Origin of the sequence: Paraburkholderia yinzeri (assembly GCF_046581065.1) — a bacterium.
Taxonomy (GTDB): Bacteria; Pseudomonadota; Gammaproteobacteria; order Burkholderiales; family Burkholderiaceae; genus Paraburkholderia.
The window spans coordinates 3,031,235-3,055,232 of record NZ_JBFOCJ010000001.1; the positions used below are offsets into that span (position 1 = coordinate 3,031,235).

Genomic DNA, 23,998 nt, shown 5'->3' on the forward strand with positions numbered 1-23,998 from the left:
CTCTGAGTCAAGCCTGCTGCGGCGGGCACAAAAAAGCCCATGACTTTCGTGTCATGGGCTTTTTTTTGTCTGTTGCCGGAGATCCCGGATCACCGGCGGATCAAAGCACGACCCAATCGAATCCCTCATCCTGCGACGCGACACCGATTTCCGTCAGCGCGTTGCCCAGCACGCCGGCCATTGCCACGCGCGCCAGTTCCGGCGTGTTGTTCTGCTGGCTCAGGTGCGCCGCGATCAGGTGCCGCAGCTTCGAACGGTCGAGCGCCGCGAGAATCCCCGCCGCCGCCTCGTTGTTCAGATGGCCGTGCGAGCCGCCGATGCGGGCCTTCAGCGAAGGCGGATACCGGCTCGCCGCAAGCATCGCGAGGTCATGGTTGCATTCCAGCACGAGCGCGTCGCAGCCGCCGAGCACCGCGTTAATGTGCGGCGTCGATTCGCCGACGTCGGTGAGCACACCAAGACGGCTCGCTCCGTCGCTGAAAACGAACTGGAGCGGCTCGCGCGCGTCGTGCGGAACGGTATAGGGCAGTACGCCGAGCGCCCCGATTTCGACCGTCTCGTCGCCCCACAGCACATTCAGCTCGGCGCCTGCGTCGTCGGCGCCCACGGCGCGCGCCGTGCCCCAGCTCGTGTAGAGGGGGATCGACCAGCGGCGCGCCAGCGTGAGCGCGCTGCCGATATGATCGCTGTGTTCGTGAGTGATGAGGATGGCGTCGAGGCAGCCGGCTTCGAGACCGGCGCGAGCGAGGCGCCGCTCGACTTCCTTCGCCGAGAATCCGCAGTCCAGCAGCACACGCGTCGGACGCGCGCCACTGCCTGCTTCCACGACCAGTGCGTTACCCTCGCTGCCGCTACCGAGGCTCGCGAAACGCACGGTGGCGTCAGTTGAGCTGCGAGTGCAGCGCGGTCACGATGCGCTGCGCGTCCGACGACGTGTCGATCTGGCCGTTCTGGTCCACCACCGCCACCTGCGTCTGCGCATCGCCCTTCGGACGCACGGCGACCATGTATTCCGCGCCCTGATTCTTCGCGGCCGTCTTCGGGTTGTAGAACAGCTTGCCGAACAGGCCGTCGCCCTTCAGCTCCTGCATCGAATCCGCGTAGCGAACGTAGTAGATGCCCTTCTCGCGGTCGCGGTTGTCGACCGTGAAGTTGGTTCGGTCGAGCGCAAGGCCCACGCGCAGCCAGGCACGATCGAACGATTCCGGCAGATTGAGCGTGGTGCCGTCAGCCGTATGGTCGATCTGGGCGACGGCGCCCGACGGGCGCGCGTCAGTCAGCAACTGCTTCGATTGAGCGTCGGTCAGGCCGAACTTCTGCATGACCTTCGCGAGGAATTCCGCTTCGAGGGCCGGATCGCGCGGACGCTCGACCCACTTCGAGGTCGTCTTGTCCTGCCCCGTCAGCACTTCTTCCAGCGCGCTTTGCGTGATCGAGATATCGGTCCGGCCGTCCGCGCCGCGCGTCACGAGCGTGCTGAAGCGGTCGCGCGTGCCCGACGAGTAAGCGAAGTCGATCACGCGGCCAATCGTGCGGCGGAACCAGTCGTCCGGAATATTGGCGCGATTCTCCGCCCAGTCGGTCACCATGATGCCCGTGTCCGGCGAGTCGGTGGACAGCGTAAAGCCGTTGTCCTGCCAGAAGCTCTGCAGGATCGGCCAGAGGTCGTCGGGCGTGCGGCCGTCGACCACGAGCCAACGGCGGTCGCCGTCGCGCTCGACGTGCATGCCGAACGGATCCTGCGCGCTCGGGCTGCCGATCGTCGTATTGCCCGCGGCCGTCACCGAACCCTTGGGTGCGCCGCCCAGCGCCAGCGAGGCCGGCGGAGCAACGAACTGCTGGCCGTTCGGCGCCGCCGAAAGATCCTGCGGCACGGCCAGCGGCGGCGCGCTCGCCGTGTCCTTGTAGTTGACCTTATCCGACGCGAACATGTCGTTCAGCGACTCGCAGCCTGCGAGCGGCCCAATGGCCAGCGCCAGCACCGCCAGGCGGGTTGCGTTGAGGGAGAGAGCAGAACGTTTCATGGGGACCTTCGTGATACGGGAACGCAAAGCCGGGATCGGTGGTGGATTCGGGCGGGAGCGGCGTCGGTTGGAAAAAATCGGGTGCTTGATGGCGGACCGGAATGAATCAGGGACCGGTCAGCCAATCAGGCCGGCTTCGCGCATCGCCGTACGCACCACGTCGTGGTAGCGCTCGTCGAGCGGCGTGAGCGGCAGGCGAATGCCGCCTTCCATGCGGCCGAGTTCCTGCAATGCCCACTTCACCGGAATCGGGTTCGATTCGATGAACAGATTCTTGTGCAGCGACAGCAACTTCAGATGAATCGCGCGCGCGGTCTTCGCGTCGCCTTCGATCGCGGCGCGGCACAGTTCGCTCATCTGGCGCGGCGCGACGTTTGCCGTCACCGAAATATTGCCGTGGCCGCCCAGCAGCATCAGCGCGATCGCGGTGGGATCGTCGCCGCTGAAAATCCGGAAGCCCGCCGGCGCGTGCTTGATCAGGTGCGCGGCGCGGTCGAGATTGCCCGTCGCTTCCTTCACGCCGACGATGCCCGGCACCTGCGCGAGGCGCAAGATGGTCTCGTTCGACATGTCCGCAACGGTGCGACCCGGCACGTTGTACAGGACGGCCGGCAGGTCGACCGCCTCCGCGATTTTCGCGAAGTGGCGGTACATGCCTTCCTGGGTCGGCTTGTTGTAATAGGGCACGACCTGAAGCGACGCCTGCGCGCCGACTTCCTTCGCATGCTTCGTGAGCTCGATCGCTTCGGCGGTGGAATTGCCGCCCGCGCCGGCGATGATCGGCATGCGGCCTGCGGCGTGCTCGACCGCCGTCCTGACCATCAGGATATGCTCTTCGACGTTCAGGGTGGCAGACTCGCCGCTCGTACCGACGACGACGAGCGCATCTGTCCCCTCGTCCACATGCCAGTCGATCAGTTTGCAGAATGCCGGCAGGTCGAGACTGCCGTCTTCGTGCATGGGGGTGACGATCGCGGGAATGCTGCCGCGCAGCGTGATGCCGTCCTGAATGCCGTTAGCCATGAAACGTCAAAGAAATGAGTACGTTAAACCGCGATTGTAGCGGATTAACCGGTCAGATCGTAACGCGGTACGGGTAGTACCTGAGTCGCAGCTCCATTACCGTCCTTTTCGGACGTGCCGGACGCCGGCTGTCGGAGTTCGTCGCGCGCCGCACAGATCCGCTGGACAAACGCCTGACGCGGCTGTGGGAGAAATCCGTCCTGATAGGCGATCACCCGGAGCGTGGGTGTGCAGACCGCGAGCAACTCGCCCGGGGTCAGCAGAAACGCAGGATTGGACGGTTTGCCGACCGTCTCGTTGCCTTGCGCGAAGGTTTCGTAGATCAGCAGGCCGCCCGGCGCCAGTGCGTCGATCAGACGCGGCATCAGCGGCCGATGCAGGTAGTTCGTCACGACGACGGCCGCAAAGCGCCGCCCGGGCGCGAGCGGCCAAGGCGCGCCTTCGAGGTCGCATTCGAGCGTTTCGATGCCCGCCACGCCCTGCATCGTCGCAAGCGCGGCTGCGTCCCGGTCGAGCGCCGTCACAGGGTGGCCGCGCTCCGCCAAGAACCGCGCATGGCGTCCGGCCCCCGAAGCCACGTCGAGCACCGCGCCGCCCGGCGCGACGAGATGCGCCCAGCGGCGCACCCAGCGCGACGGCTCGCCGAGCGCGCCGTGGGACACTCCGGCGCCTGCTGTGGGCAGCGTGCTCACCGCAGCCGTCCTCAGTTGTACGACAGGCCCATGACCTCGCGCACGTCGCGCATGGTCTCGTTCGCGAATTTGCGAGCCTTGTCGCAGCCGTCCGCGACGATCGCGCGCAGCAGCGACGGGTCGTCCATGTACTTCTGCGCGCGCTCGAGCATCGGCTGCTGCTCGCGCAGAATGCCCTCGATCACCGGCTGCTTGCAGTCGAGACAACCGATACCGGCCGAGCGGCAGCCCTTCTGCACCCAGTCGTGCGTCGTTTCGTCGGTGTAGACCTGGTGTAGCTGCCAGACCGGGCATTTGTCCGGGTCGCCCGGATCGGTGCGGCGCACGCGCGCCGGGTCGGTCGGCATCGTGCGGACCTTCTTTTCGATGGTCTGCGCATCTTCGCGCAGGCCGATCATGTTGCCGTACGACTTCGACATCTTCTGGCCGTCGAGACCCGGCATGCGGGAAGCTTCGGTGAGCAACACCTGGGGCTCCGGCAGGATGATCTTGCGCGCGCCTTCGAGATAGCCGAACAGCCGCTCGCGATCGTTCATCGACAGGCTCTGCGACTCCGAAAGCATCGCGCGCGCCTGCTCGAGCGCCTCTTCGTTGCCTTCCTGTTGATACGCGTTGCGCAGTTCGTGATAGAGCTTCGAGCGCTTGCCGCCCAGCTTCTTCGCGGCCTCGTTGGCCTTCTCCTCGAAGCCCGGCTCGCGGCCGTACATGTAGTTGAAGCGGCGCGCCATTTCGCGCGCCATTTCGACGTGCGGCACCTGGTCCTCGCCCACCGGCACGAGCGAAGCGCGGTATAGCAGGATGTCGGCGGCCATCAGCACCGGGTAGCCGAGGAAGCCGTAGGTGCCGAGGTCCTTGTCGCGCAGCTTCTCGATCTGCTCCTTGTAGGTGGGCACGCGTTCGAGCCAGCTCAGCGGCGTGCTCATGCCCAGCAGAAGCGCGAGCTCCGCGTGCTCGGGCACGCGGCTCTGGATGAAGAGCGTGGCCTGGTTCGGATCGATGCCGGACGCGAGCCAGTCGATCAGCACCTCCCAGACGTTCTTTTCGATGACCTCGGGCGTCTCGTAGTGCGTGGTGAGCGCATGCCAGTCGACCACGCAGAAGAAGCACGGGTACTCCGACTGGAGCCGCACCCAGTTTTTCAGCACGCCGTGGTAGTGGCCGAGGTGCAGCGACCCGGTGGGCCGCATGCCGGAGAAGATACGGTCTGGGAACATGATGTTATGAAAAGAGCGAAACGAGTGGGGTAAGGAGGGCCGTGACCGCGTCGTAGCCGAGCGAGACGAGCGGACGCAGCCAGAATCGGGTGAAGATGCCGGAGACCAGCAACCCCATCACGATGATGAAACCATAGGGCTCGAGGCGCGAGAGCGCAATGCTCGCGCGCGTGGGCAAGAGCGCCGCGAGCACACGGCCGCCGTCGAGCGGCGGCAGCGGAAAGAGGTTGAGCACGCCCAGCACGAGGTTTACGCCGACGCCCGCGGCGGCCATGCGCGTGAAGAACGGCTCGTCGATGCCGAGCACCGCGAGCGCGACGCCGAACACGCCCCACACGATCGCCTGGACGAAGTTGCAGGCCGGACCTGCCGCCGCCACCCAGAGCGTGCCCCAGCGCGGATTGCGCAGGCTGCCGAACGAAATCGGCACGGGCTTGGCATAGCCGAACACGAAGGCGCCGTTGGTGAGGAAATAGAGGATCAGCGGCATCGCGATCGTACCGATCGGATCGATATGGCGCATCGGGTTGAACGACACGCGGCCGAGCACGTAGGCGGTGTTGTCGCCGAGCGCACGCGCGACATAGCCGTGGGCGGCCTCGTGCAGCGTGATGGCGAAGATGACCGGGAGGGCGTAGACGACGATCGTCTGTATCAGGGAAGCATCCATGGCGCGGTATTGTATCAATGCGCCGGCCCACGGTCGGCGGGCCGGCGGTGGCTCAGGCCTCTTCTTCGAGACCGAACGGCGCAAGGCTTCCGCGCCCCGCGCGCACGAGCACCGGCTCGGCGCCCGTGAGGTCGATGATCGTCGAAGGCTCGCGCGGACAGGCGCCGCCGTCGATCACGAGGTCGAGCTGCTTCTCGAGACGCTCGCGAATCTCCTCGGGATCGTTGAGCGGATCGGTATCCGGCGGCAGGATCAGCGTGGTCGCGAGCAGCGGCTCGCCGAGCTCTTCGAGGATCGCGAGCGGAATCGCATGGCCCGGCACGCGCAGCCCGATCGTCTTGCGCGACGGATGCGAGAGCCGGCGCGGCACTTCCTTCGTCGCCTGCAGCACGAACACATAAGGTCCCGGCGTCACCGACTTGATGAGCCGGTACTGCTGGTTATCCACCATCGCGAAGTTCGCCAGTTCCGAGAGATCGCGCACCATCAGCGAAAGCAGCGCCTTCTCGTCGAGTCCGCGAATGCGGCGCAGGCGCTCGGCGGCCGGCTTGTCGTCGATGCGCGCCGCGAGCGCATAGCTCGAATCGGTCGGCAGCGCGATCACGCCGCCCTCGCGGACGATCTGCGCCGCCTGCTTGACGAGGCGCGGCTGCGGGTTCTCGGGATGAAGCCGAAAGTACTGGGACATGGCAGTGATCAGCGAACAGGAGGCGACGGGAAACGTTGGGTGCCTGATCGTACTTCAAACCGCGTCTTTCAACGTGCGTACGGCCACACGATACGGCAAGCGGCGGCAGGCGATGCGGCAAGGGTACGCGAGGGTGCGGCAAGGCAGACAAAACGCGGCGCGGGATGGCGTGCCAGACGTACCGTGCAGGCCGCACGGCACGGCGGCCTACAGCCATCGTTGCCAGACGGGCTTGAGACCGGAAGGCAGGGGCGGCAGGCTGCCGGGCAGGATGACGTCCGGGCCCGGAGCGTGGAAGTCCGAGCCACGCGACGCCTCGAAACCGAAGCGGCGTGCGACGGCGGCGTACTCGCCGTACTGGTCCGGCGTGTGGCTGCCGGTCACGACTTCGATGGCCTTGCCGCCGAGGTCGATGAACTCGCCGAAGAACGTGTCGAATTCGAGCGCCGTGTAGCGGTAGCGGCCCGGATGCGCGACGATCGCCTCGCCGCCTGCCGCCTGGATCCAGCCGACGGCGTCGGCAAGCCTGGCCCAGCGGTGCGAGATATAGCCGGGCTTGCCTTCGCCGAGCCAGCGCGAAAACGCATCCTGGGTGTTCTGCGCCCGGCCCGATTCGACGAGGTGGCGGGCAAAATGCGTGCGCGAGATCAGGTCGGGATTGGAGACGTAGCGCAGCGCGCCTTCGTAGGCGCCCGGGATGCCCAGTTCGCCGAGCCGCTCGCCGATCGCTTCGGCCCGTGCGGCGCGGCCGTTGCGCGTGCGCGCAAGCCCTTCCACGAGCGACTGGCAGTCGGGATCCACGTTGAGCCCGACGATATGCACGGTGCGCGACGCCCACGTAACCGAGATCTCGACGCCGCACACATAGCGCATGCCAAGCGCCGTAGCCGCTTCGCGCGCCTCGTGCTGGCCGCCGATTTCGTCGTGATCGGTGAGCGACCACAGCGTCACCCCGCCCGCATGCGCCAGCCGTGCAACGGCAGCGGGGGCCAGTTGGCCGTCCGAGACGGTGGAGTGACAGTGCAGATCGGCGTTCATCGCTATCCAGTCGAGATTCAGCCGTTATTTTACTGCAATGCAATGAGGCCGTCCGGGCGCGAACAGCCGCCCCCTCGCCGCCCGCCTCCTCGCGGTGTTATATGGGCAAACCGGACAAACCCGGGCCAGAACGTTTCGTCGCAGGTTTTGCGGCTATGCGCAGAATGCCTCGATCAGTTGCGCGACGATCTCCGGCTGGTCGTGGTGAACCATGTGTCCCGCGTCGTCGATGATGCGTTCGCGCCAGTCGGGAAACGCTTCGAAACGCGCCCTGAATTCCGCGATCGGCACCGCGCCCGCAAGGCGCGCGAGCGTCTCCGAGCCGGCCGCCTCGACGTGCAGCACTTTCGCGCGCACCTGCGACCAGATCGCCGTCACCTCGTCGAGCCGGTACAGGAGCGGGCTGCGCATCTTGTGCGCTGCGTCGGCGAGCAGCATGTAGCCGCCCTCCCCGTCGGGCTTCGACCAGTGCTGCGCAAGAAAGCGCGCCCGCGAAGCGGCAAGGCGCGGATTCGTCTTCACGAGGCGCGCGGCCACGTCGTCGAGCGAGGCGTAGTGGCGCAGCTTCGGCGGCTCGCGCAACTCGTCGAGCCACGCGCGCACTCGCTTCGGCGCCTGGACGGCCGCAGTGGCCGGCATGCCGAAACCTTCGAGATCGACTACCCGGCGCACGCGCTTGGGGCGCACGCCCGCGTAAAGACACGCGATGTTCGCGCCCATGCTGTGGCCGACCAGATTGACCTCGCCAGTGCTCGCGTAGCGTTCGAGCAGGCCGTCCAGGTCGGCGAGGTAGTCGTAGAACCAGTAGCTGCCGCCGCCCTGCCGGGTAGCCGGCCAATCGGAGAGGCCGAAGCCGCGCATGTCGGGCGCGATCACCTGCCAGTTGCCGCCCAGCGCATCGACGACGAACTGAAACGAGGCGGCAACGTCCATCCAGCCGTGCAGCATGAACAGGATGGGAGCGTCGTCGGCGCCCCAGCGGCGCACGTGCAGACGGATACCGTGGACTTCGACGAATTCGGAGCGGGAGACGTTCATGCGTGGGCGAGAAAAAAGAATGGTCGTTCGATTATATCGGGCGATTCCGTCGGACGCTTGCGCTTATTTTTTGTCGCCTTTTTTGCCGTTTTTTTCGTCGCTTTTTTCATCGCCTCCCGCCTGCCTGCGCCCATCGGCGGCCGCCTGCTCCGCCGCATCCTGCGCGGCGAGCGCATCCAGCTCGGCCTGATCGAAGCCCGCCGAGCGGCGCGCTTCCAGGTTGAACGGCCCGCGCATCTTCGGCGCGTTGTACTGCTGCGCCAGCGCGAGCCAGGCCCTATGCGGATCGAGGCCTCGTGCGTCGCACAGATGGCGGAACCAGTGATTGCCGATCCGCACGTGCCCCACCTCGTCGCGCAGGATCACGTCGAGAATCGCCGCCGACTCGTTATCGCCCGCCTGCACGAGCCGCGCGCGGATCGGCGGCGAGGCGTCGAGCCCGCGCGCTTCCAGCGCGCGCGGTACGAGCGCCATGCGCGCGAGAACGTCGTCCTGGGTACGCTCGCACATCTCCCACAGTCCGTTGTGAGCCGGGAAATCGCCGTACGCGTGGCCGTAGTCGGCCAGACGGGCGCGCAGCAGCGAGAAGTGATACGCCTCCTCTGCGGCGACTTTCAGCCAGTCGGCGTAGAACGCGTCGGGCATGTCCGGAAAACGCCAGACGGCGTCGAGCGCGAGATTGATGGCGTTGAACTCGATATGCGCCAGCGCATGCAGCAGCACCACACGGCCTTGCGGCGTGCTCATGCTGCGCCGTTGCAACAGACGCGGCTCGACCAGTTCGGGACGCGCGGGCCGCCCCGGGAGACCGGCGGGCGCTGCGATCCGCAGTGGCGCCTCCCAGCGTGGCGCACCGCGCGCGGCAGCGTCTGTCACGCGCGCGTGTAGGGCCCGCACCGCGTCGGCCTTGGCGGCAGGGTCGCGCTCGCGCAGCGCGGCGAGCGCAACGCGGCGCCAGTTTTCGGGCATCTGCGACGCGTGGTCAGCCGTCGCGGGATCACGGGAAACAACGAAATTCATCGGCAACGAAGGGAAAGCGGAAACAAAGATTGGCGCAGGCGCGCCGCGCGGCACGGAAGGCCGTCCTCGCGCAAGCGTTTACAATACGCGATTCATCTGCCGGGCGACTCAGGCCGCAGTCAGCCCACCGACAACGCACTGGAGACGTAGCACCGTGACCATCTACAAGCTTGGCGAAGCCGCACCCACCATTCACGAGAGCGTGTTCGTCGCGGACAACGCGACCATCGTCGGCAACGTGACGCTCGCCGAGGATTCGAGCGTCTGGTTCGGCGCGACGCTGCGCGGCGACAACGAGCCGATCAGGATCGGCGAGCGCAGCAACGTCCAGGAAGGCGCGGTCTTGCATACGGACCCGGGCTACCCGCTCACGGTGGAAGCCAACGTGACGATCGGCCACCAGGCCATGCTGCACGGCTGCACGGTGAAGGAAGGCGCGCTGATCGGCATTCAGGCCGTGGTCTTGAATGGTGCGGTGATCGGCCGCAACTGTCTGGTCGGTGCGGGCGCGGTGGTGACCGAAGGCAAGGTGTTCCCCGACAACTCGCTGATTCTCGGCGCGCCGGCGAAAGTGGTGCGCGAACTGACCGAGGCCGACATCGCGGGCCTCAAGCGCAACGCGGACGTGTATGCGAAGCGTCGCGAGTTTTTCAAGGCGCAGCTCGTGCGGATCGGCTAGAGGCCGCAGGGCGCCTGCCGGCCTCGCCGGACCAGGCTGCGCCACACGATTCGAAACGAAGGAAAAGATAGTGAACGACCAGTTGCAGAAATTCTTGTTCAGCGCCGCTCCGGTGCGCGGTGAGATCGTCTCCCTGCGCAGCACGTGGCAGGAGGTGCTGACGCGCCGTCAATATCCCGCGCCGGTGCAGACCGTGCTCGGCGAGATGATGGCCGCGTGCGCCCTGCTCTCCGCCAATCTCAAGTTCGACGGCACGCTGATCATGCAGATCTTCGGCGACGGCCCCGTGCGGATGCTGGTCGTGCAGTGCGGCTCGGATCTCTCGATGCGCGCGACGGCGCGTCTCGCCGACGGCCTGTCGGCCGAGGAAGCGGCCGCCCTGCCGGGCGACATGACGCTCGCCACCCTCATCAACCTGAGCGGCAAGGGCCGCTGCGTGATCACGCTCGATCCGGCCAACAAGCAGCCGGGCCAGCAGCCGTACCAGGGCATCGTGCCGCTGAACGGCGAGGACGGCCCGCTCCCTTCGATCGCCGAGGTGCTGGAGCACTACATGCGCCACTCGGAGCAGCTCGACACGCGCCTGTGGCTCGCGGCCAACGACGATCGCGCCGTGGGCATGCTGCTGCAGAAGCTGCCCGGCGACGGCGGCATCGTGCCGCACGCCGGGGAACACGACGCCGACACGTGGGAGCGCGTATGCGCACTGGGCGGGACGTTGTCGCGCGAAGAACTGCTCGAACAGGAGCCGCAGACCTTGTTCCGCCGTCTCTTCTGGCAGGAGAACGTGCGTCACTTCGAACCCGCGCAGACGCGCTTCCAGTGCACCTGCTCGCGCGAAAAAGTAGGCTCGATGCTGAAGATGCTGGGCCACGAGGAAGTGGAAAGCGTGATCGAGGAACGCGGCCACGTCGAGATTCACTGCGACTACTGCAACCAGCGCTATGAGTTCGACCCTGTGGACGTGGCGCAACTTTTCGCGGCCCCGGGGCTCTCGGACGGAGTCGCTCCGGCGACGGACCGGCGTCATTGAGCGCGGTTCGCGGCATGAAGAAAAGACAAGGCTCCGCAAACCGGTCGCACGCTACGAGGGGACGCCTTGCGGCGTTCGCGATACTGACCGCGCTCGGCGCAGGCGTTGCGCTAACGAGCGGCTGTACGCTGGACCCGCGCGGCCCCTCGCCGATCTACAGCCGCCTGCCCGCGGACCAGTCCGGCATACCGGCGAGCGCCGAGCCGCTTACGCCTGAAGAGCGCGCACGCTACGACGCCATCGACCGCCAGGTCATGGCCGACCAGGACCGCGCCATGGCAACCGAAGCGGCCGCCGAGGCCTGGTCGCGCTACTACGCGCCGCCCGTCACGTTCTACGGCAGCTATTACGGCGGCGGCGGCTGGGGTCACGGCTGGGGCACCGGGATCGGCGTGGGCTACCCCGGCTGGGGTTGGGGCTGGTGATTCGCTGATGCCGCGCTAGCTGGCGGGGGCACTCAACCCACCTTCTTCTTCGCTTCCTTCACGTGCGCGTGTTTCTTGTCGGGCACGCGCGACACCGGATTCGGCACGACCTTCACCGGCGCATCCGACATCACGCCACGCGTCGACGTATTCGACGAACCGGCCGGCGTCGGCAGCGGCTGGTTCGGCGAGACGAACTGCACGAACAACTCGCCGTCCTTCACCATCCCCATCTCATAGCGGGCGCGTTCCTCGACGGCCGCAGTGCCGTTCTGCAGATCCTGCACCTCGCCGGCGACACGGTCGTTGCGCGCCTTCTCGTCGTCGTTCTGCTTCAACTGGCGGGCAAGCTGCCCTTGCAGTTCATGCACGCGCAGCCAGCCGCCGTGGCCCCACCAGAGCGGATACTGGATCAGCGCCAGCAAGATGATCAAAACGACAGTGACGAGCCGCATGAAAGGTGCCGGATAAATACACGCCGCCCTGCGCTGAACGCAGGGCGGCGGAGAACGGAATCGAAGAGGATCAGCAAGGCGGTTGCCGACGTCCGCTACAGATCAACGCGAATTCAGCGCAGATTGTAGAACGCCGACTTGCCCGGGTAGCTGGCGATATCGCCGAGATCTTCCTCGATGCGCAGCAACTGGTTGTACTTCGAGATGCGGTCGCTGCGCGAGAGCGAGCCGGTCTTGATCTGGCCGGCGTTCAGGCCCACGGCGATGTCCGCGATCGTCGAGTCTTCGGTTTCGCCCGAACGGTGCGAAATCACGGCCGTGTAACCGGCGCGCTTGGCCATTTCGATTGCTGCGAAGGTTTCCGTCAGCGTGCCGATCTGGTTGATCTTGATGAGGATCGAGTTGGCGATGCCCTTCTCGATGCCTTCCTTCAGGATGCGCGTGTTGGTGACAAACAGGTCGTCGCCGACGAGCTGGATCTTCTTGCCGAGCTTGTCGGTCAGGATCTTCCAGCCGGCCCAGTCGGACTCGTGCATGCCATCTTCGATCGAGACGATCGGGAACTTGTCCGCGAGCGCCGCAAGGTAGTCGGCGAATTCGGCCGACGAAAGCTGCAGGCCTTCGCCCGCAAGCTGGTACTTGCCGTCGTGGTAGAACTCGCTCGCCGCGCAGTCGAGCGCGAGCAGCACGTCTTCACCGGCACGGTAGCCGGCCTTCTCGATGGCTTGCAGGATGGTCGAGAGGCACTCGTCGTTGCTGCCGAAGTTCGGCGCGAAACCGCCTTCGTCGCCCACGGCCGTGCTCATGCCGCGATCCGAAAGGATCTTCTTGAGCGCGTGGAACACTTCCGCGCCGCAACGCAGCGCTTCGCGGAAGGTCGGCTGGCTCACCGGCACGATCATGAATTCCTGGATATCCAGGCTGTTGTTCGCGTGCGCGCCGCCGTTGACGATGTTCATCATCGGGACCGGCAGTTGCATCGCGCCCGAGCCGCCGAAGTAGCGGTACAGCGGCAGGCCGGCTTCTTCAGCGGCGGCCTTCGCGACGGCCATCGAAACGGCCAGCATCGCGTTCGCGCCGAGGCGCGACTTGTTGTCGGTGCCGTCGAGTTCGAGCAGGGTCTTGTCGAGAAAGGCCTGTTCCGACGCGTCGAGGCCCATGATCGCCTCGGAGATTTCGGTGTTGATGTGCTCGACAGCCTTCAGCACGCCCTTGCCGTTGTAGCGGCCGGCTTCGCCGTCGCGCAGCTCGATCGCTTCGCGCGAACCCGTCGATGCGCCCGACGGCACTGCCGCGCGGCCCATCGTGCCCGATTCGAGCAGCACGTCGCATTCGACGGTGGGATTGCCGCGCGAATCCAGAATCTCGCGACCGATGATATCTACGATTGCACTCATGGTTTCCTCAGGAAATGACAGTAACTCTTGCTTTCCGCAGCGCCGCGTTCACGCTCGTCGCGCAACCGCCGCACTGCCACGATGCCTTGCCTACTACGCGCGGCGCATGGGCTCCGGCCTCGGGCCCACCCGCCGCGTGACTCCTCCATCGCGCCGCTCGTGCAACCGGTTATGCAACCGGCGCGGCACGCACATTCGATCAGTTGAAGTCGCTCTCGAGGAACGGCGCGCGCTTGACCGCCTGGTCCAGCGTCACGAGCGTTTCGAGCAGGTCCGCCATGCGGTTCAGCGGCACGGCGTTCGGACCGTCCGACTTCGCCTCGGCGGGCTTCGGGTGCGTCTCCATGAAGATGCCCGCGATGCCCGTGGCCACTGCCGCGCGCGCGAGCACCGGCACGAATTCGCGCTGGCCGCCCGAACTCGTGCCCTGCCCGCCCGGCAGTTGCACCGAGTGGGTCGCGTCGAACACGACCGGCGCGCCGGTCTCGCGCATGATCGCGAGCGAGCGCATGTCCGAAACGAGGTTGTTGTAACCGAACGAGACACCGCGCTCGCAGGCCATGAAGCGGTCTTCGGAAAGACCCGCCTCGCGCGCCGCATCGCGCGCCTTGTCGATCACGTTCTTCATGTCGTGCGGCGCGAGGAACTGGCCTTTCTTGATGTTGACCGGCTTGCCCGAACGCGCGCACGCGTGGATGAAGTCGGTCTGGCGGCACAGGAACGCGGGCGTCTGCAGGACGTCCACGACCGAAGCCACCGGCCCGATCTCCTCTTCCGTGTGCACGTCGGTCAGCACGGCCAGGCCGAGTTGGCGCTTCACCTCGGAAAGAATGCGCAGACCCTCGTCCATCCCGAGGCCGCGGAACGACTTGCCGCTCGAACGATTGGCCTTGTCGTAGGACGACTTGTAGATGAACGGGATGCCGAGCTTCGACGTGATTTCCTTCAGGCGGCCCGCCACGTCGATCGTCATCTGCTCCGATTCGACGACACAGGTGCCCGCAATCAGGAAGAACGGCTTGTCAAGGCCAACCTCGAAACCGCACAGATTCATGCTTTCTCCTCGGCGCGCGAGAGCTGGTGCGCGAGCGCCGCTTCGACATACGCCTTGAAGAGCGGATGGCCGTCACGCGGCGTGGACGTGAATTCCGGGTGGAACTGAACGCCGACGAACCACGGGTGCATGTCGCGCGGCAGCTCCATCATTTCCGGCAGGTCTTCGGCCGGGGTACGGGCGCTGATGATAAGGCCGCCCGCTTCCAGCCTGGGCACGTAGCCGTTATTGACTTCATAACGGTGACGGTGACGCTCGTTCACGTCCTTGCCATAGATCTCTGCCGCCATCGTGCCGGGCTTGATCGGGCAGCGCTGCGACCCGAGGCGCATCGTGCCGCCCAGGTCCGAATCTTCGGTGCGCTTTTCGACCTTGCCTTCGCGGTCGGCCCATTCGGTGATGAGCGCGACCACGCGGTCTGGCGTGTCCGGATCGAATTCCGTGCTGTTCGCGTGCTTCAGACCGACGACGTCGCGCGCGAATTCGATCACGGCGAGCTGCATGCCGAGGCAGATGCCGAGATACGGCACCTTCGCTTCGCGGGCGTACTGAATGGCCTTGATCTTGCCTTCGGTGCCGCGGCGGCCGAAGCCGCCCGGCACGAGAATCGCGTCGAGGTGCTTGAGGCTGCCCACGCCCTCTTCGTCGATCTGCTCGGAGTCGATGTACTCGATGTTCACCTTCGTCGAGGTCTTGATCGACGCGTGACGCAGCGCTTCGATGAGCGACTTGTACGACTCGGTCAGATCGACGTACTTGCCGACCATGCCGATCGTGACTTCGTGCTTCGGGTGTTCGAGCTTCTCGACCATCTCCGACCAGATCGAGAGGTCGGCCGGCTTCGCGGAAAGCTTGAGCTCGTCGCAGACGATCGAGTCGAGGCCCTGGTCGTGCAGCATCTGCGGGATCTTGTAGATGCTGTCCGCGTCCCACACCGAGATCACGGCGTCTTCGGGCACGTTGGAGAACATCGAAATCTTGGAGCGCTCGTCGTCGGGAATCGGACGGTCGGCGCGGCACAGCAGCACGTTCGGATAGATACCGATTTCGCGCAGCTTCTGCACGCTGTGCTGCGTGGGCTTGGTCTTCAGTTCGCCCGCGGTGGCGATGAACGGCACCAGCGTGAGGTGCACGAAGCATGCGCTGTTGCGGCCGAGGCGCAGGCTCATCTGGCGCGCGGCTTCGAGGAACGGCAGCGATTCGATGTCGCCCACCGTGCCGCCCACTTCGACGATCGCGACATCGGGTTCGCCGCACGTCGCGGATGCCGCGCCGCGTTCGACGAATGCCTGGATCTCGTTCGTGATGTGCGGGATGACCTGCACGGTCTTGCCCAGATAGTCGCCGCGGCGCTCCTTGCGGATCACCGATTCGTAGATCTGGCCCGTGGTGAAGTTGTTGGCCTTGCGCATCTTCGTGCTGATGAAGCGCTCATAGTGGCCGAGGTCGAGGTCGGTTTCCGCTCCGTCTTCCGTCACGAACACTTCGCCGTGCTGAAACGGGCTCATCGTGCCGGGGTCGACGTTGATGTAGGGATCGAGCTTGAGGAGGGTGACTTTCAGACCGCGCGATTCGAGGATCGCGGCGAGGGAGGCGGCGGCAATACCCTTGCCCAGGGACGAAACTACGCCGCCGGTGACGAAAACATATTTGGTCATCGCTGAATGCTCGCGGGAAAAACGGATTATACCGTAAAGCAAGGGCTAACCCTGCTTTTTGCGCGTGCCCATGCGCACCCGCGGCGAGCGGGAAGCCGCACGTCCGTTCGCCGGCGAGGTCATGCCAGCCGGGCCGGCGGCGGCCTTGCGGCGTCCTCAGGCGAGGTCGTCCATCGAGTACAGCAGGCGCTGGATCGCGCGCGCCGTTTCGATAGGCCGCTCCATCGGATAGAGATGGCTGCCTTCGATCCATTCGAACCGCTCGCCGGCCAGGTGCCGCGTCGCCGTGAGCCCCACCTGGCGCACTTCCTTCGACTGCGTGCCCGCAATGAAGCTGACCGGCACCGGCGAGCCATGCACGAGGCGCGTGCCGAACGTATGCGGCAGCGTGCGGTAGATCAGGTACTCCGTGCGGCGGTCGAAGGCGAGGGTGCGCGTGCCGTCGGCCGAGGTCTGAGGAATACCGAAATCGACGTAATCGGAGAGAACGCGTTCGTCCCAGCGCGCAAACGCGGGTTTCGCATGGAAGTGCCGCCAGGCTTCGTCGCGATTCGCCCACGAAGTGCGGCGCGTGCGCGTTGCGGCGGCGGGCGAGAGGTGTTCGTCGAGCCCCGTCCACTGCGACATCCTCAACATGCCGCTGCGCCAGCCCGCGATCACCGGCGAGTCGAGCATCACGACCCCGCGCACCCACTGCGGCTTCCTCAGCGCCGCCATCAGCGAAAGATAGCCGCCGAGCGAATGACCGACCAGCCATACGGGATATTCGTAGCGGCCGCCTATGTCCTCCAGCAACTGGTCGACGAGATGCGGCCAGTCGCGCGTGACCGGAAAGCGTGCGTCGTGACCGATGCGCTCGATGTAGCGCAGTTCGTAGCTGTCGCCGAGTTCGGCGAAAAGCGTCCGGTAGGTCGAGGCGGGAAAGCCGTTCGCGTGCGAAAAGTGGATGACGTTCTTCAAAGCGTTCTTGTCTCCTCTCCGTATCTGGGTCTTCTTTCTGCCGCCCCGGCTTCAGCCCGGGTCCGGACCGCCGGGTTTGTCCGAAGCGTTGTCCGAAGCGTCCATCCAGTAGCGGCGCTGCGTATCGCCGTAACGCTCGACCGTCAGCGCGCCGGGGCTCGCCTCGATACGCACGGCGCCATCCGCGTCGCTGCGCGTGAGAACGATGTGCCGGGCCAGGTAACGCGCAAACACGCCCGGATTCGGGTGGTGAAAGCGATTCAAATAGCCTACCTGAAATATGGCGATGCGCGGCGCGACAGAATCGAGGAACGGTTCAGTTGATGACGTGCGGCTGCCGTGGTGCGGCACGAGCAGCACGTCTGCGCGCAGCGCGACGCGCCCCTCGCCGTCGGCATGCGCGCGGCCGACGAGCGTGCGCTCGACCGGCGCCTCGATGTCGGCAACGAGGAGCGCGGCGGTGGTCGCGCCCTGCCCCGCCGCCGAAATGCGCAGCACGCAGCAATGCGCGTTCGGCTTGCCGACGAGCGGCCCGGCGTCGGGCCAGAGCACCTCGAAATCGACGCCGTCCCAACGCCAGCGCTGGCCCGCGGCGCATTGGACAAGCTGGGCCCCGGCCCGGCGAGCGCTGGCCCAGAGCGGATGCCGCGGCAGGATGCCTGCAACGAACTCGCCCACGCCGATCTCGTCGAGCACGGCCTGGGCGCCGCCCGAGTGGTCCGAGTCGTCGTGGCTCACCATGAGGGTATCCAGGCGCAGCACACCGTGCGCCTGCAGATACGGGGCGACGATACGCTCCCCGGCGTGTGTCGATTCCGGTCCGGGTCCGGTGTCGAAGAGGAGCGTGTGCCGCGACGTTTCCACGAGCACCGAGTTGCCCTGTCCGATATCGAGCGCGGTAAGGCGGAATGTGCCGGGAGGCGGGCCCGCAGGCGCGGGCACGAGAAGCGGCAGCCACATGAACGGCGCGATCCAGCGCAACGGCCAGCCGCGCGGCGCGAGGCACCATGCAACGCCCAGCGCCGCGCAGGCCAATGCCCAGACATTCGGTTGCGGGAGGCGCAGCATGGCCCAGGGGATGCCGGAGAACCACGTCAGCATGACGGCGAGCTGATCGAGCATGGCATGCGCGCAGTGCAGCGCCCAGGCGTCGAGCGGCGCAGGCAGCGCCACGCTTATGAGCACCGTGGGCGTGACGAGCATGCTCACGAACGGAATGGCCAAAGCGTTCGCGAACGGCCCGATCAGCGGAATCTGCGCGAACCAGTATGCCGTGAGCGGCGCAAGCGCAATCGTCACCGCCCATTGAACGCGCGCGCCGTCGGTGAGCTTCGCGCCAAAGCGGTGCGCGACGCTCCGCAGGCGCCACGCTTTCTTCGCATCCGGCGCACTCGTACGGCCCGCTTCGCTCATCGGATCGCGCACTCCGGCCTGATCGCCGAACGGCTCCGGGCCACGTTTCCTGGGCACGCCCGACGCCGCGAAGAGTATTGCCGCGACAGCGCTGAACGAGAGCCAGAAGCCCGCGGCCGTCACCGCCCATGGATCGCGCACCAGCACGAGCCCCAATGCCCACGCCAGCACCTGCGACCTCGCCACGTTGCGGCCGGAGAGCAGCGCCGCAGCGGCCACGGCCAGCATCCAGAGCGCACGCTGCACCGGCACGTTGAAGCCCGCCAGCGCGGCGTGGACGACGGCCGCGCACAAAGCGCCGGCCACCGCGATCTTCTGCGCGGGCACGACGAGCGGAGCCTCCACGCCTCGCCAGCGCGCGCGCCGCCAGAACGCGCCCGCCAGCCAGCCTGTCAGCCCGGCGACAAAGGCAAGGTGCAGACCGGAAATGGCGACCAGATGACTCGTGCCGGTGCTGCGCATCAGGCGCCAGTCGGCGTCGCTGACCGCGTCCTGCGCGCCGGTAGCGAGCGCGACCACGATGCCGCGATGCGGGGCGTCGGCAAGCACCGTATCGATGCGCTCACGTAGCGCCGCACGCCAGCGCTCGATGGCGAGCCCGATGCCGTGCGCATCGTCGGGCAAACGCCTCGCGTGCGTGACGTCGCTGACGTAGCCCGTTGCGCGAATGCCGCGTTCGAGCATGGCCTCCGCCGCGTTGCGCAAGCCGAAATTGCCTTCGCCGTGAGGGCGTTTCAGACGCACCATGAGGCGCCAGCACGCACCGGGTTCGAGCGGTGGAAGCGGTGTATCGCGGGCCACCCACGCCAGCTGGATCCTGCGCGGCAGTTGCCCGCTCGTGGCCGGCGCATGCCAGGCCTGAACCACGAAAGGAAAGCGCGCGCCGTCCGGTCCATAAACCGGCAAGCCCGCGATGTAACCGGTGATTTCGATATCGCGCGACTGCCAGGCGTAGGGCAAGGCTTCGGCAAGACGCAGTTCCGCACGCCACGCGGCATAGCCGAAGCCCGCGCAGGCCGCCGCGAGCCATACGGCCAGCCAGCCGCTCGCGCGCCGCGAGACGCGAAGCCAGCGCCGCAGACGGCCTCCGGCGTCGGCCACATAGACAGGCTCCCGCGCTTTTTCACCCGTTGAATCCGCCGAATCGCCGTCGTCTTCGCGCGCACCTGCAAGCACCCATATGCCCCAGCCTGCCGCGGCCGCCGCAGCAGCGACCAGCGCGAGCCAGCCGCCCCACCCCGGCAGCGCCGCCTGCTGCTGCAACCCGAACACACCTAGCGCAAATCCGCACCATACCGCCCGCATCGTCCCTCCCGGCATTCGAGGCGGCGCGACGGGGTCACGATGGTGGCACGACGTGCGGACTACGCGAGACGCGAACGCAGGCCACGCAGGCACCCCACGCAGCAGGCTGCCGTCGCGCCGCCTTCGAACCGATTATGCAGACGAAAGCGCGAGCCGCGGCAGCGCTGCCGCAGCGTTAGCCGTTGTGCCAAGGGCGAGTTCGTCGGGAGCGAGGCTGCGCAAGCCTGCGAGGACGGCACCGATGCGCGGCACCTGGTCCGGCGTGTTGCGCTCGCGGTAGAGCCAGGCGGGAGAGATGTCGGGCGCGTCGGTTTCCATGACGATCGCATCCAGCGGCAACTGCTCGGCGAGCCGCCGGATCTGCAACGCGCGTTCGAACGTCACGTTGCCGCCGAAGCCCAGATGCATCCCGTGATCGATGAAGGCCCGCGCCTGCTGGAAACTGCCGTTGAACGCATGCGCGATGCCCTGATGCACGCCGTTGCGTCGCAAGCCCTTGAGCACCTGGTCCTGCGATTTGCGCACGTGACAGATCGCCGGCAGGCCGAATTCGCGCGCGAGCTTCAATTGGGCGTCGTAGAAGTGCTGCTGCCGCGCGTCGTCGAGTCCCGGAACGAAGTAGTCGAGTCCGATCTCGCCGATGCCGATGAAACACGGATCGGCAAGACTCGCCTCGATTTCGCGGCGCAGCGCATCGAGGTCGTCGTCGCGGGCCTGAGGGGTGTAGAGCGGATGGATGCCGAGCGCGTACACGGCGCCTTCCACACGATGCGCGAGCGCGCGCACCGTCGCGAAGTTCTCGCGCGCCACCGCCGGAATGACGATGCGCGAGACGCCCGCCGAACGCGCCGCCGAGATGACCGCATCGCGGTCCGCGTCGAATTCGGCGGCGTCGAGATGACAGTGCGTATCGGTCCACATGGCGCGCTTAAACCGGGACGACCGGCTCCTCGTGCAGTATGCCGTCGCGCAGCCGGACGATGCGGTCGCAACGCGCCGCGAGGTCGGTATCGTGCGTGACGATCACGAAGCTCGTATCGAACGAACCGGACAGTTCGAGCATCAGGTTGAAGACCGTGTCCGCCGTGCTGCCGTCGAGGTTGCCGGTCGGCTCGTCGGCGAGCACGCAGGCGGGCTTCGTCACGAGTGCGCGCGCAATCGCCACGCGCTGCCGCTCGCCGCCCGAAAGCTCGCCCGGACGATGCTTTGCGCGATGCGCGAGCCCCACGCGGTCGAGCATCGCGAGCGCCTCGTGACGCGCCGCCTCCTGCGGCAGGCGGCGAATGCGCAGCGGCATCGCGACGTTGTCGAGCGCCGTGAACTCCGGCAGCAGATGGTGGAACTGATAAACGAAGCCGAGCGCCCGGTTGCGCAGATCGTTGCGCTCGCGCTCCGAAAGCTCGGTGAACGGCTTGCCGAGCACCGAGACCTTGCCCGCACCGGGCTCGTCGAGGCCGCCCAGCACATGCAGCAGCGTGCTCTTGCCCGAGCCCGAGGCGCCCACGATCGCGAGCTTCTCGCCGCGCCGCACCTTGAGTTCGGTGTAGCGCAGCACCTCCACCTGGAGGCCGCCCTGGCCGAAGGTCTTGGAGACGCCGTGCGCTTCGAGCACGTACGGATAATCGCCCGCGGCCGCGAGCAGCGATTGACGGTCATTCATAGCGCAGCGCCTCCGCAGGGCGAACCTTGGCCGCGCGCCAGCTCGGATAGAGCGTCGCGAGCGCGGACAGCACGAACGCAATCAAGCCGATGCGGATCACGTCGGAGGCAACGAGTTCCGAAGGCAGCTCGCTGATGAAATAAACGGACGGCGGCAGGAACTGCACGCCGAGGACGTGCTCGATGGCCGGCACGGTCCACGGGATGCTCCAGGCGATCAGACAGCCGAGCGCGACGCCAAGGCCCGTGCCGACGAAGCCGATTGTCACGCCCTGCACGAAGAAGATCTTCATGATCGAGCCGGGCTGCGCACCCAGCGTGCGCAGGATGGCGATGTCGGCCTGCTTGTTGGTAACGGTCATCACGAGCGAGGAAACGAGATTGAACGCCGCGACGGCGATGATGAGCGTGAGAATGATGAACATCATGCGCTTTTCGATCTGCACGGCGGAGAACCAGGTCTTGTTCTGCTGCGTCCAGTCGCGGATGTAGAGGTCGCCCGAGAGCGTATGCACGAGCTGGCGCGCCACGGCCGGCGCCCGTTGCATGTCCTTCAGGCGCAGCCGCACGCCGCTTGGCGCCGGCAGCCGGTAGAGGATCTCGGCGTCGTGGATGTTGGTGAGCGCAAGCGTGCTGTCGTACTCGTAGTGCCCCGATTCGAACACGCCCACGACCGTGAACTGCTTCAGGCGCGGCAGCATGCCCGCGGGCGTGATCGAGCCCTCGGGCGCGACGAGCGTGACCTTGTCGCCCACCTGCACGCCGAGGCTCGACGCGAGATCGGCGCCCAGCACGATGTTCCAGCTGCCCGGCGTGAGGTCGTTGAGGCTGCCCGCCTTCATGTCCTTGTCGATATCGGAGACCTGCGGCTCTTCGGAGGGCTCGATGCCGCGCAGCGCGACGCCGCTCAGGCTGTCGCCGCGCGTGAGCAGCGCCTGGGCATCGACGTACGGCGCGGCGCCGATCACCTCGCGGTTGGTCTTCGCCTCCCTGGCCGTGAGCTGCCAGTCGGGCATCGAGCCCGTGGGCGAGAAAATCTCGATGTGCGCAAGCACGGAGAGCATGCGGTCGCGCACGTCGCGCTGGAACCCGTTCATTACCGAGAGCACGACGATCAGCGCCGCGACGCCGAGCGCGATGCCCGACATGGAAACGAGCGCGATGAACGAGATGAAACCGTTGCCGGTCGTGCGCTTGCCGGCGCGCGTGTAGCGCCAGCCTATCTGCCATTCGTAGGGAAGTTTCAAGCGAGTCCTTGTCTGCGTGCCTGGTGCCGACCGCCGGAGTGGAAGCGCCCTTTGCCGGGCAACAGGGCGCCATCACGGCGGCGATCAAGCGCGAAGTTTGCCACACTGGCGGTCCGCGGGGTGAGGCCGCGAAGTACAATTCGGCCCATCATGCCCGCCGACCGACTCCATCTGCTCATCCCGTTCGCGCTGCCGTCGGCCGCGGCGGCCTCGACGGCGCTTGCCGGACTCGCCACCCCGGCGCTCGACAAGCTCGTTGCGCGCGCGAGCGCGGGCGAGACCGTGATCGGCGAAGATTTCCAGCGCACGCTGCCGCACGAACGCTGGGTCGCGAGACGCTTTGGCGTGGCCCTGGGGGCGGCCGGCTCCGGTGCGGCTGGCCAAGGTGCGGCCAACGCCCAGCCGGCACCCGACGATGAAGCTCCGCTCGCCCCCTACATGCTGCTGGCCGACGGCGGCACGCCCGGCGACGCCAGGTGGGCTTGCGTGCAGCCCGTGCATGTGCGCATCGCGCACGACCATCTGGTGCTGATCGATCCGGCCTCGCTCGAACTCGACGACGCCGACGCCGCGACGCTCTATGCCGTCGCGAAGCCGCTCATCGAGGAACTGGGCGTGCGCGTCGAAGCCCCCACGCCTACACGCTGGTATTTTTCGGGCGACGCCTTCGGCACGCTTGCCGCGGCCTCGCCGCTGCGAGCGAGCGGCCGCAACATCGAGATCTGGTTGCCGCACGAGGCCGGCTCGGGCCAGCGTTCGCGCGCCTGGATGAAAGTGCAGAACGAAGTGCAGATGGCCTGGTTCGAGCATCCCGTCAACGAGGCTCGCGAAGCCCGCGGCCAGCCCGCCGTGAATTCGATCTGGCTTCACGCGCAAGGCACGCTGCGCCCCGTGCAGAGCCCGTTCGCGCGCGTACGCTCGGACGCGGCCGCCACGCGGGGCGTCGCCATGGCGGCGGGCGTCCCGGTGGGCGCCGTGCCCGCCTCGTTCGCCGCATGGAACGAACAAGGCGGACCGGAAGCCCGCCTGGCACCGAACAACGAATCCGCCGCCACGCTAGTCGAACTCGACCCGTTTTCCGCACCGTTCATCCAGCAGGACTGGGGACGGTGGAACGCCGCGTTCGCAATGCTCGAGCGCGACTGGCTCGCGCCCGCGCTCGCCGCGCTCGAAGCCGGCGAACTGGGCGCGCTCGGCCTCACGCTGTGCGGCGACACGGGCTCGGTCGATCTCTCGATCACGCGCGGCGATCTGCGCAAGTTCTGGCGGCGCCGCGCATTCGCGTCGCTCTTCATCGAATAAACCC

23 protein-coding genes are annotated in these 23,998 nt (G+C 66.8%); 4 read left to right on the top strand and 19 right to left on the bottom strand.

The window, feature by feature from the left end; translation table 11 throughout:
* Positions 1-100: 100 nt before the first annotated feature.
* The 10 genes from WJ542_RS14495 to WJ542_RS14540 form a co-directional block, all read right to left on the bottom strand.
* Entirely contained in the window at positions 101-874 is a 774-nt protein-coding gene (locus WJ542_RS14495; RefSeq protein ID WP_411189907.1) for an MBL fold metallo-hydrolase, read from the bottom strand.
* Positions 875-881: 7 nt separating this feature from the next.
* On the bottom strand, positions 882-2,024 hold the full coding sequence (gene bamC, locus WJ542_RS14500; RefSeq protein ID WP_411189908.1) for an NlpB/DapX family lipoprotein: 1,143 nt from the start codon (positions 2,022-2,024) through the stop codon (positions 882-884).
* Between the two features lie 117 nt (positions 2,025-2,141).
* The gene (gene dapA, locus WJ542_RS14505; protein ID WP_411189909.1) at positions 2,142-3,047 is read right to left on the bottom strand and encodes a 4-hydroxy-tetrahydrodipicolinate synthase; all 906 of its coding nucleotides are present in this window, start codon (positions 3,045-3,047) and stop codon (positions 2,142-2,144) included.
* Between the two features lie 44 nt (positions 3,048-3,091).
* On the bottom strand, positions 3,092-3,739 hold the full coding sequence (locus WJ542_RS14510; RefSeq protein ID WP_411189910.1) for a class I SAM-dependent methyltransferase: 648 nt from the start codon (positions 3,737-3,739) through the stop codon (positions 3,092-3,094).
* Between the two features lie 11 nt (positions 3,740-3,750).
* The gene (locus WJ542_RS14515; protein ID WP_411189911.1) at positions 3,751-4,953 is read right to left on the bottom strand and encodes a tryptophan--tRNA ligase; all 1,203 of its coding nucleotides are present in this window, start codon (positions 4,951-4,953) and stop codon (positions 3,751-3,753) included.
* Positions 4,954-4,957: 4 nt separating this feature from the next.
* Positions 4,958-5,623, bottom strand: coding sequence for a site-2 protease family protein (locus tag WJ542_RS14520; protein WP_411189912.1), 666 nt, complete (start codon positions 5,621-5,623; stop codon positions 4,958-4,960).
* 52 nt (positions 5,624-5,675) lie between these two features.
* Positions 5,676-6,311 carry an L-threonylcarbamoyladenylate synthase gene (locus tag WJ542_RS14525; protein ID WP_411189913.1) on the bottom strand — a complete coding sequence of 212 codons (636 nt, stop codon included), beginning with the start codon at positions 6,309-6,311 and terminating at the stop codon, positions 5,676-5,678.
* A 207-nt stretch (positions 6,312-6,518) separates the two neighbouring features.
* Complete coding sequence (locus WJ542_RS14530) at positions 6,519-7,349, bottom strand: 3',5'-nucleoside bisphosphate phosphatase (RefSeq protein WP_411189914.1); 831 nt, start codon at positions 7,347-7,349, stop codon at positions 6,519-6,521.
* Between the two features lie 153 nt (positions 7,350-7,502).
* Positions 7,503-8,387 (bottom strand): alpha/beta fold hydrolase, encoded by an 885-nt coding sequence (locus WJ542_RS14535; protein WP_411189915.1) that lies wholly within the window; start codon positions 8,385-8,387, stop codon positions 7,503-7,505.
* A gap of 63 nt (positions 8,388-8,450) precedes the next feature.
* Positions 8,451-9,356: a ferritin-like domain-containing protein gene (locus WJ542_RS14540; RefSeq protein WP_411189916.1), complete on the bottom strand. Its 906-nt coding sequence runs from the start codon at positions 9,354-9,356 to the stop codon at positions 8,451-8,453.
* 205 nt (positions 9,357-9,561) lie between these two features.
* Here WJ542_RS14540 and WJ542_RS14545 point away from each other — a divergent pair, with 205 nt between their 5' ends.
* The 3 genes from WJ542_RS14545 to WJ542_RS14555 all read left to right on the top strand — a co-directional run bounded on the left by WJ542_RS14545 (position 9,562) and on the right by WJ542_RS14555 (position 11,544).
* Positions 9,562-10,086, top strand: coding sequence for a gamma carbonic anhydrase family protein (locus WJ542_RS14545; RefSeq protein WP_411189917.1), 525 nt, complete (start codon positions 9,562-9,564; stop codon positions 10,084-10,086).
* Between the two features lie 70 nt (positions 10,087-10,156).
* Positions 10,157-11,119, top strand: coding sequence for an Hsp33 family molecular chaperone HslO (hslO, locus tag WJ542_RS14550; RefSeq protein WP_411189918.1), 963 nt, complete (start codon positions 10,157-10,159; stop codon positions 11,117-11,119).
* A 14-nt stretch (positions 11,120-11,133) separates the two neighbouring features.
* Positions 11,134-11,544 (top strand): hypothetical protein, encoded by a 411-nt coding sequence (locus WJ542_RS14555; RefSeq protein WP_411189919.1) that lies wholly within the window; start codon positions 11,134-11,136, stop codon positions 11,542-11,544.
* A gap of 32 nt (positions 11,545-11,576) precedes the next feature.
* Here WJ542_RS14555 and ftsB read toward each other — a convergent pair whose 3' ends face one another.
* From ftsB to WJ542_RS14600, 9 genes are all read right to left on the bottom strand, one after another.
* Positions 11,577-11,999, bottom strand: coding sequence for a cell division protein FtsB (gene ftsB, locus WJ542_RS14560; RefSeq protein ID WP_411189920.1), 423 nt, complete (start codon positions 11,997-11,999; stop codon positions 11,577-11,579).
* A gap of 113 nt (positions 12,000-12,112) precedes the next feature.
* Complete coding sequence (gene eno / locus WJ542_RS14565) at positions 12,113-13,396, bottom strand: phosphopyruvate hydratase (RefSeq protein ID WP_411189921.1); 1,284 nt, start codon at positions 13,394-13,396, stop codon at positions 12,113-12,115.
* 199 nt (positions 13,397-13,595) lie between these two features.
* Entirely contained in the window at positions 13,596-14,450 is an 855-nt protein-coding gene (kdsA, locus tag WJ542_RS14570) for a 3-deoxy-8-phosphooctulonate synthase (RefSeq protein ID WP_411189922.1), read from the bottom strand.
* Entirely contained in the window at positions 14,447-16,108 is a 1,662-nt protein-coding gene (gene pyrG / locus WJ542_RS14575; RefSeq protein ID WP_411189923.1) for a CTP synthase, read from the bottom strand. Before pyrG ends, kdsA begins: the two co-directional genes overlap by 4 nt.
* A gap of 156 nt (positions 16,109-16,264) precedes the next feature.
* On the bottom strand, positions 16,265-17,068 hold the full coding sequence (locus WJ542_RS14580) for an alpha/beta fold hydrolase (RefSeq protein WP_411189925.1): 804 nt from the start codon (positions 17,066-17,068) through the stop codon (positions 16,265-16,267).
* 51 nt (positions 17,069-17,119) lie between these two features.
* On the bottom strand, positions 17,120-19,786 hold the full coding sequence (locus WJ542_RS14585) for a ComEC/Rec2 family competence protein (RefSeq protein ID WP_411189926.1): 2,667 nt from the start codon (positions 19,784-19,786) through the stop codon (positions 17,120-17,122).
* Positions 19,787-19,918: 132 nt separating this feature from the next.
* Positions 19,919-20,707: a TatD family hydrolase gene (locus WJ542_RS14590; protein ID WP_411189927.1), complete on the bottom strand. Its 789-nt coding sequence runs from the start codon at positions 20,705-20,707 to the stop codon at positions 19,919-19,921.
* A gap of 7 nt (positions 20,708-20,714) precedes the next feature.
* Positions 20,715-21,446, bottom strand: coding sequence for an ABC transporter ATP-binding protein (locus tag WJ542_RS14595; RefSeq protein WP_411189928.1), 732 nt, complete (start codon positions 21,444-21,446; stop codon positions 20,715-20,717).
* Positions 21,439-22,692: a lipoprotein-releasing ABC transporter permease subunit gene (locus WJ542_RS14600; RefSeq protein ID WP_411189929.1), complete on the bottom strand. Its 1,254-nt coding sequence runs from the start codon at positions 22,690-22,692 to the stop codon at positions 21,439-21,441. Before WJ542_RS14600 ends, WJ542_RS14595 begins: the two co-directional genes overlap by 8 nt.
* 138 nt (positions 22,693-22,830) lie before the next feature.
* Between WJ542_RS14600 and WJ542_RS14605 the strand changes: the two genes are divergently transcribed.
* The gene (locus WJ542_RS14605) at positions 22,831-23,994 is read left to right on the top strand and encodes a regulator (RefSeq protein ID WP_411190573.1); all 1,164 of its coding nucleotides are present in this window, start codon (positions 22,831-22,833) and stop codon (positions 23,992-23,994) included.
* The last annotated feature ends 4 nt before the right edge of the window (positions 23,995-23,998 follow it).